Annotated in this window: 8 protein-coding genes and 2 pseudogenes; 8 read left to right on the top strand and 2 right to left on the bottom strand. The window is 43.1% G+C overall.

The annotated features are described in order from the left end of the window. The 6 genes and pseudogenes from B4033_RS06130 to B4033_RS06105 form a co-directional block, all read left to right on the top strand. Window positions 1-426 (top strand): annotated as a pseudogene (locus tag B4033_RS06130) (amidophosphoribosyltransferase); the annotation flags it as partial. Window positions 427-514: 88 nt separating this feature from the next. Next, window positions 515-2,404: a M48 family metalloprotease gene (locus B4033_RS06125; protein ID WP_286832710.1), complete on the top strand. Its 1,890-nt coding sequence runs from the start codon at window positions 515-517 to the stop codon at window positions 2,402-2,404. A 200-nt stretch (window positions 2,405-2,604) separates the two neighbouring features. Beyond that, window positions 2,605-3,255 (top strand): hypothetical protein, encoded by a 651-nt coding sequence (locus B4033_RS06120; RefSeq protein ID WP_286832708.1) that lies wholly within the window; start codon window positions 2,605-2,607, stop codon window positions 3,253-3,255. Window positions 3,256-3,261: 6 nt separating this feature from the next. Beyond that, window positions 3,262-4,230, top strand: a complete 969-nt coding sequence (locus B4033_RS06115) for a 2-hydroxyacid dehydrogenase (RefSeq protein ID WP_286832707.1) — start codon at window positions 3,262-3,264, stop codon at window positions 4,228-4,230. 86 nt (window positions 4,231-4,316) lie between these two features. Beyond that, window positions 4,317-5,759, top strand: a complete 1,443-nt coding sequence (locus B4033_RS06110; RefSeq protein ID WP_286832705.1) for a M48 family metalloprotease — start codon at window positions 4,317-4,319, stop codon at window positions 5,757-5,759. A 114-nt stretch (window positions 5,760-5,873) separates the two neighbouring features. Continuing rightward, entirely contained in the window at window positions 5,874-6,230 is a 357-nt protein-coding gene (locus B4033_RS06105; protein ID WP_004812348.1) for a hypothetical protein, read from the top strand. Window positions 6,231-6,319: 89 nt separating this feature from the next. Here the strand turns inward: B4033_RS06105 and B4033_RS06100 are convergent, their stop codons facing one another. Both B4033_RS06100 and rpsU read right to left on the bottom strand, forming a co-directional pair. After that, on the bottom strand, window positions 6,320-6,766 hold the full coding sequence (locus B4033_RS06100) for a GatB/YqeY domain-containing protein (protein WP_004812350.1): 447 nt from the start codon (window positions 6,764-6,766) through the stop codon (window positions 6,320-6,322). Window positions 6,767-6,800: 34 nt separating this feature from the next. Continuing rightward, window positions 6,801-7,016, bottom strand: a complete 216-nt coding sequence (rpsU, locus tag B4033_RS06095; protein ID WP_001136722.1) for a 30S ribosomal protein S21 — start codon at window positions 7,014-7,016, stop codon at window positions 6,801-6,803. Between the two features lie 146 nt (window positions 7,017-7,162). Here rpsU and tsaD point away from each other — a divergent pair, with 146 nt between their 5' ends. Together tsaD and B4033_RS06085 are read left to right on the top strand one after the other, a co-directional pair. Next, entirely contained in the window at window positions 7,163-8,179 is a 1,017-nt protein-coding gene (tsaD, locus tag B4033_RS06090; RefSeq protein ID WP_286832701.1) for a tRNA (adenosine(37)-N6)-threonylcarbamoyltransferase complex transferase subunit TsaD, read from the top strand. A gap of 204 nt (window positions 8,180-8,383) precedes the next feature. After that, a pseudogene (locus tag B4033_RS06085) lies at window positions 8,384-8,635 on the top strand (sensor domain-containing diguanylate cyclase); the annotation flags it as partial.

The following is an 8,635-nucleotide window of genomic DNA, read 5'->3' as shown; positions in this document are numbered from 1 at the left end:
CGTGGTACCACGTGTAATGAAATCATTCAGATGGCGCGTGATTCCGGTGCGAAAAAAGTATTCTTTGCGTCTGCTGCACCAATGGTGAAATATCCGAACGTGTACGGTATCGATATGCCAGCCAAATCTGAACTGATTGCATCTGAACGTAGTGTTGAAGAAATTCGTGAAATTATTGGTGCTGATCGTCTGATTTTCCAGGATCTGGAAGATCTGAAAGATGCAGTACGTACCAAGATTGTACCGAACCTGCGTGAATTCGACTGTTCTGTATTTGACGGCGTATATGTGGCTGGCGGTATTGATGAAGCATACCTTGACCAGTTACAGCAAAAGCGTAATGATGGCGCCAAAAAAGGTGACAGGTTTATTGATGTAAATATCGATGCAGCATCAGTAGACCTGACTGGCGTGCGCGAAGTCTAAGTCTTTAAAATCATGAAAAAAGCGGGAATTTCCCGCTTTTTTCATTTATGATTGGGCAAAGCTAGAACAATGTGATCAGGGTGAAGCATTGAAAAGCGTAGGATATGCGTTTATCAAGAATAAAAATATGCTATGGCCAGCCAGTGTCTGTCTGATTGCTGTGCTATTGACGATAGCAATTATTAATACTGTCGTTGGTTTACTGGTCTATTATTTTGATCCTGCTCAATCTATATATTGGCATGTGCTAAGTCCTTATCTGATTGCTCTGGTCGGTTCGATCATGGTGGTGTCAGTACTCTATGAATTTTATGTCTTTCGTGCCGGTGGTTATTCCTTGGCACGGCAGATGGGTGCACGTCGCCTGAGTCTGATTGAAAGCGTACCGGAGGAAAGCGTCGCTCTGAAGATTGCTGAACAATTGGCAGATACTTTTCTGATTGAGCCTCCTGCGGTGTATGTTTTGCCTGATGAAGTTGGAGTCAATGCACTGACTGCCGGTTTTAACCCGGGAAATACTGCCATTATTCTGACTTGGGGGGCATTGCAAAATCTGGATGAAATTGAACTGTATGGTTTATTAAGCCATGAGTTTAACAAGATTCTTTCTGGTGAAGCGGCAGAAAATACCCGGCTCAAGATTCTCTACAGTAGCCTGACTACTTTTAGTCAGTGGGGCAGTAAGATTGCCAAGCGGGGATTCTATCGGAATGGCATGCCGGCAGAAAACAAGTTTGAGACTCTGTTTGTTGGTATTGGTGCGGTGATCTGGCTGATTGGTAGCTTAGGCGTACTGATTACCCGTTTCATTAAATATATTTCGCTCGGTGGCAGGACTTTTAAGAATGATCAAAAAACCCGTCGTCTGATTCAAAATGATGCCAATGTACAGACTTTGCTGCGGATTTATGTGCATCATTCCGGTTCACAGATTCATAGTGAATATGCGGAGTCGATTTCACATATGTGTTTTGCTAACTCCCTCAGTCAGCAGAACTGGCTGAATATTCATCCCAGTATTGAGCAGCGAATCTATGAAATGAATCCCTCCTTAATTCAGGATTTACAGCTTGAAAACCTAAAAAAACTACAAAATCAGCCTTTATTTAGTCTATTTCGATCACTCGAAGAAATGGCGGTTACAAGCACAGCTTCCTGGAGTTCACCACAGCCACTGCCTTTACTACGTCTGTCGCCGATCAGTTTTGCAATTAAAGATGCAGTTAAACCACTGAATCCGGAGAATCGTGCCAATACGCCACGACCAGAGCTAATTGAACGCGCATTGCAAACTGCAACTGGGTCGCGAGAGGTCATGGTTGCAATTCTGATGATCCGGCAATATCGGGAGTTTATTCCCACCGATGCTGAAGTCAGCCGGGCCATTGTAGATTCATTGTTAAATCTGGACGGGCGTGTGCATATCTCGATTTTTCAGCAAGCCTGCAAAAATATTGGTGGCATGCCGACCACGGTAGCACGACAATTCGTGATGAAACTGGCACGGATTATTCAGGAAGATGGTGAAATTGGTCTGCTAGATGCCTTGTTGCTTGAATGTGTGAAATATGAGCTGAATCTACTCCCCGTACATACCCCGACGGCACTGGAAGAAGTTAAACCACAAATCGTACGCCTGATTGATGCATTGCTGCATGTACAACAGATCAATAGTGATAATCAGCTGGATGTTCGCGAGCGCATTTTAAAACGTATTTTGACTCAAAAAGAACTGGAAATGTATACCGAAATTTCAGATGAGCCGATTGATCTGGCTGAAATTCTGAATGATATTTCTGGCCTGTTACTGCGTGATCGACTGAGTATATTGGGCATTGCGGAAATCTGTCTCTGGAATGATCGGATCATCACTCAGGATGAATTTGACGTGATGGAATTACTGTATTGGCGTTTGGGTTTTGAAGTAGATGAAATTGTGGATCAGATGCAGAAAAAGAACAGCATCATGATTATTTAATTCAGACTTGAAAGTATTTATTAACTCACGCATGATCTTTAAATAATGTTTGAACCTGCATGTAAACAACCCGAAGAGAACGACTAAAATCAGATTCGCTACAAATCAATTGTAATGTACAGTGAAAAATCCGAAAAAGTTCGGCAAAAGAAGTGGATTCCCGCTAAAATATTCAGCCTGAAATAGGTGATGAAGACAAGATGATAGGGCATCAGCGTGACATACTGGCGACACTAGGAATTGATATCTGGATTCCTCGGGCGGAGCCGTGTCAATCGCACCAGCCGGCGCTTTGGCGTGACCAGTCACAACCTGAAGTCCTGAGTGAAATCATCCTTCCTGAGCTTAAAGCTGAAGCCTCAGTGATTGAACGTTCTGTCGTATCTGCACCTGTAGAAGTGCCTGCGCCAGTCGTTATAACGCCAACAATGGACATACAGTCGCAGCCAGAACCGGAGCATGAACTGCGCGAAATTGTTGAGGTCGCGCCTTTTAGTATGCAGGCATTAGGTCTTGCGCACTGTATCATTGTCATTGATACCACGAGCTTAACTGAAGATCAGCAATTACTGTGGTCGAATATTCAACGTGCAATGTTGGGTGAGTTTGCAGAGCTGAACTGGCCATTTCCTTGGGATAATGTGCAGGATGGACGCGGTGTGGAGTCTTATATCCAGGGTTTTCTGGATGGCATGAGTCACGATAAAAATATTATTTTTCTTGGTACTGTTCCATATCTTTCAAACAGTAAAATTACCCAGTTGGCCTCCCTGCAGGAGATGCTGGATCGGCCAATCCTTAAAAAGCGACTCTGGCAGTTTATGCAAAGTAGGCTTGTCAGCATGGAATAAATAAGCATGAAGCAAAAAGTTGTTGTATTTAGTCAAATTCCTCCAGAGATTCAAGCCAAACTCGAACAACAATATAATGTGGTATATATCCAGCCCAAGCTGGGTGATGTCAATCAACAGATTTTGCAGCATGCACAAGATGCAGATGGCATGATTGGCGCAGGACGACTGCTCAATCGAAATAATCTGGAAACTGCGACTAAACTAAAAATCATCTCCAGTGTTAGTGTTGGCTACGATAATTACGATCTTGAATATTTAAATGAAAAGAAAATTTATCTCACTCATACACCACATGTGCTCACTGAAACCACAGCTGATCTTGCATTTACTTTACTCATGGCCGCAGCGCGTAAAGTAACTTATTTAAATCAATGGACCAAGCAAGGACAGTGGCAGCGTACAGCCAGCGAAACACAGTTCGGGGTGGATATTTTTGGCAAGACTTTAGGAATTATTGGATTAGGTCATATTGGCGCAGCGATCGCGCGACGTGGCTTTCATGGCTTTAATATGAATGTGCTTTATCATAACCGTCGTGAAAAGCTGGATCTGGCGCAAGGCTTAAATGCAGAATATTGTGATTTAAAATCCTTATTACAGCGTTCTGACTTTGTAGTAGTAGCGGTTGACTTGAATGTGGATTCTAAAGCACTTGTTGGTGCAGAAGAACTGGCATTGATGCAGCGGCATGCGGTCTTTGTGAATATTTCGCGCGGCTCGGTTGTTGATGAGCAGGCACTGATTCAGGCTTTAAAAAATTGTCAGATTTTTGCCGCAGGACTGGATGTCTATCAAAAAGAGCCACTGCAAGAATCAGAGCTATTTAAACTTGATAATGTGATTACCTTGCCGCATGTAGGTTCGGCAACTGCGCAAACACGTCAGCGTATGGCAGAACTAGCATATCAGAACCTGGTGGATGCTTTGCAAGGACGTGTACCACGCTATGTAGTTAATCCGCATTTTAAATAATATTAAATAACATTTCCTTGCGTTTATGCCCTTTTTTCAATGGTATATTCAAGCAGGTTTCGTAATCAGGCTTAGAGAATTATTCATTGAAACGTTTGGTTTTGGCTTGTGGATTAAGCGCATGTATGGCAATAGGGCATACCGCTTCCGATACTTTTAACACCCAGTCTAGTCAGTTTACTGTTCCAGAAATTGGAGCAGGTGTAGGGCTGATAGATCAGCAAAAAGAACGCATGATCGGTGAAAAGGTTTATCGTCAAGTACAGAAACAATTACCTGTGGTGCAAAATCCCTGGATGGAAGACCAGTTATTTTCAGTGTTTTCACATATTCTCAGCCAGACTCAATTACAGCAACCAATTGGCCTGGTTGTGGTTAATGATCCCCAGATTAATGCTTTTGCTGTGCCTGGTGGCTTATTTGCCTTAAATATGGGATTACTCAATTCAGCGCGTAATATGGATGAAGTGGCCGGTGTGATGGCGCATGAAATTGCACATGTCACACAACGTCATTACAGTCGATCCCAAGAAGCATTTAAAGGACAGGGATTATTGGCACTTGCGGGAATCCTGGTCGGAGCCTTAGTGGCATCGCAAGCAGATGGCGATGCGGGTGCAGCCGTAATGATGGGCTCACAAGCAGCTTTAATGGATCAGCAACTTTCTTATAGTCGTAATCAGGAACGTGAAGCAGATCGGATCGGTATGCAGTATATGTATGCTTCGGGCTACAACCCGCAGAGCATGGCTGATTTCTTTGAGGTGATGCATCGTTCAACCAGCCGTTTAAGCTTTCTGCCAGATTTCTGGTTTACTCATCCCTTAACGACTGAGCGTATGAGTGAGGCGCGTTTACGCGCCAATCAGATGCCAAAAGTTAAACCAAAGCTGATAGACCAGAATTTTGAGATTATTCGTTGGTATAGCAAAGTACTGTCCCGTCAGACGACTGAGCAGCAATTAAAAATTTTAGCAGGACAAAACAGTTTTGCAGGGCAATTGGCACTCACTGCTTACTATCTGCAACAAGGTGATGAGGATAATGCACAACAGGCATTAGACCAGGCAAAAAAGTATAATCAGATTCATCCTTTGCTGGTGCTGTTTCAAACCGATATTTATCTCGGAAAAAATCAGCTGGAGCCAGCATTGCGTAGTGTACGTTCTGCAGCATCCATCATGCCGGAAAATCGGGCACTCAATTATAAATATGCAGAAGTATTGATCCGTATGAAGCAAACTGATCAAGCCAAGATGATCGTGCAGCGTTTCCTGAATGCTAATTCACGTGATTTAAGTGCTTGGCGCTTAATGCTGTCAGCAACCAATGCCGAGCCTGCATCTGAGATTAAAACGATTAATGTATTACGTTACCGTGCTGAAGTGGAATATTGGACGGGAAATGAGGAGGCAGCTATTAAATCCTTACTACATGCACAGCGAGTCAGTAAGAAGAATCAGTCATTGTCTGCAAGTATTTCACAACGTTTAAAACAGATGCAGCAGGAACGAAAATACAAGATTTAATCTTCTCATAAAAATTACTTGCTAAAGCTGTGATCTACGTCAACCTCTGTGCTTTATTTCAAGTTTGCCTTGTACTATGCTGAGTTGCAAATGAAAGCACATGAGAAAGCATGAATGAAAAGAACATTGTTGTGCCTGTTTCTGGTTTGGGGAATATCACATAGTTATGCAGCGAGCACCAAGGATTATGTGCGGGCAGTAGAGCGTATCAGCGATGAATATCATCAGCAGTCACGAGATTTTCTGCGCAGTTTAAATCCACAACAACAGAATTTAACCGCAGCACAACAGGTGGAATTTTGTGGGATCGTCGGGCGTTATGTAGATCAGCTTTATCAGGCAACTGATAAGAATCGTGATGCATTAGACTTTCAGCTGCAAAAATTGACACGGCAAGATATTGTGGATCAGGTGAAATCTTCAAAAATGATGCAATTGCTGCAAAGCAAAAATGTAAATTGTAATTTTTGATTTATTAAAATTAAAAAAGAAATTTGGATTGCTAAGAACTGGCTAGAAATTAAGTCAGTTCAACGCAAATAGAGATTTAAAGCGGGGGATTATGCCAGTTTAGCTTTGATTTTAGCTGAAACTTGTGCAGGATCGGCGCGCCCGGCTATGAGCGGACGCAGAGAATTCATCACCTTACCCATATCTTTCATGCTAGTAGCTTCTTGCGCTGTAATCGCTTGCGCAATGATGGAATCAAGTTCTTCCTCAGTCATAGCTTCTGGTAGAAATTGAGATAGAACCTCAACTTCGGCTTGTTCCTTACTAGCTAAATCTTCTCGACCAGCACCTTCAAAGGCTTTGATCGATTCTTTACGTTGTTTAATTTGCTTTTCAATGACCGCAAGAACCTGAGCGTCGTCAAGTTCTTTGCGCTCATCGACTTCGATTTGCTTAATTGCCGCCTGAAGACTACGAATTACCGTTAACTTAGCCATTTCTTTAGCACGCATTGTTGCTTTCAAAACTTCAGTTATTTGGTTTTTTAAAGTAGTCATTTATTTAGTCCAGGCAGTCAATCACAAATTAATCTTAGTAAAGGCGAGTAGTACGTACTGATTCGCGAGCCAGTTTCTTCTGGTAGCGTTTAACAGCAGCAGCTTTTTTGCGCTTACGTTCTTGAGTTGGTTTTTCGTAGAATTCGCGCTTACGTACGTCAGCAAGAACGCCCGCTTTTTCGCATGAACGTTTGAAACGACGGATAGCTACGTCTACTGGTTCGCCTTCTTTCAATTTAACTTGTGGCATGAAGAATCCTCATTAAGTTATGGATAAGATCAGGGCCGAATTGCCCTTGATCACAAGTGAAGGTCAGTATTTTACTCATTTACATCTCATATCACAAGTCTATAATAGTTGTCGCAATTGATTTGATACAGGTTATAGGCAGTTTAATGATCGTTTTAGGCTTAGAAACATCGTGTGATGAAACAGGACTCGCGCTTTATGACAGCGAACTGGGTTTACGCGGCCAGGTTCTGTACAGCCAGATTAAACTGCATGCCGAGTATGGTGGTGTAGTTCCCGAACTGGCTTCGCGTGACCATGTGCGTAAGTTAATTCCGCTCATGAATCAGCTGCTTGAACAGAGTGGCGTGAAAAAATCTGAAATTGATGCAGTGGCATATACCCGTGGACCGGGCCTGATGGGTGCGTTAATGACCGGTGCATTATTTGGTCGTACCTTAGCCTTTGCATTGAATAAGCCAGCGATTGGTGTACATCATATGGAAGGTCATATGCTGGCACCATTACTTTCGGCAACGCCACCGGAATTTCCGTTCGTGGCTCTTTTGGTGTCAGGCGGCCACTCGCAGTTGATGGCGGCTTATAGCATTGGTCAATATGAGCTCCTTGGCGAGTCGATTGATGATGCGGCTGGTGAAGCTTTTGATAAAGTCGCGAAAATGATGGGCTTGCCCTATCCAGGTGGTCCGAACATTTCTAAACTGGCGGAGCAGGGCGACCCGAATGCATTTGCATTCCCACGTCCAATGCTGCATCAAGGTCTGGAATTTTCATTCAGTGGTTTAAAAACGGCTGTGTCTGTACAGATGAAAAAACTCGGTGATGAAAATCGTGATGCCGATATTGCAGCCAGTTTCCAGGAAGCGATTGTCGATACCTTGGTAAAAAAATCAGTTAAAGCTCTTAAACAAACCGGTTTAAAACGTCTGGTGATTGCGGGCGGTGTCAGTGCCAACAAGCGTTTACGTGAGCGTTTAGAAGCAGATTTAGCCAAGATCCGTGCATCTGTTTATTATGCGGAACCTGCACTCTGTACAGACAATGGTGCCATGATTGCTTTTGCGGGCTATCAGCGTCTCAAAGCAGGGCAGCATGATGGCTTGGCGGTGACCACCACACCACGCTGGCCAATGACGGAACTGACTAATCCGACAGAGGCATAGGTTTCAGGCTTGAAGAAAAGAGGCTTAGGCCTCTTTTTTATTGTGAATTTTTAAATGAAAACTTATAGCAACGGTATGTTGTAAATATATAGTTTTATAGCTGTATTTAGAGCTCGTATATTCTATTGAAACCGGAAAAATAGTTTAATAGCTTAAGTTGATATCATGCATATTTTTACAGGTTTGCAGCAGAGGCAATCTCGGATGGAAAATATAAATTTCAAAAGTTTTCAGGATGCTGGAGAGGCAGTATTAAAGTTTCTGCATCAGCATTTTGGCTTTGATTTATGGATGATTACCCGGGTAGAAGGCCAAGACTGGATTGTGCTGCAAAGTGAAGACCATGGTTATGATATACGACCCGGCCAAGTGTTTCAGTGGGCTGATTCTTTTTGTTCTCATATGGTCGCAGGTAAGGCCCCGAGAATTGCACCTCGCTCTGAAGAAATTCCTTTA

The organism is Acinetobacter sp. UBA3132, assembly GCF_002364825.1.
GTDB classification, from domain to species: Bacteria; Pseudomonadota; Gammaproteobacteria; order Pseudomonadales; family Moraxellaceae; genus Acinetobacter; species Acinetobacter schindleri.
The sequence above is the reverse complement of the archived record's forward strand: the minus strand, read 5'-3'. Positions and strand labels throughout refer to the sequence as shown.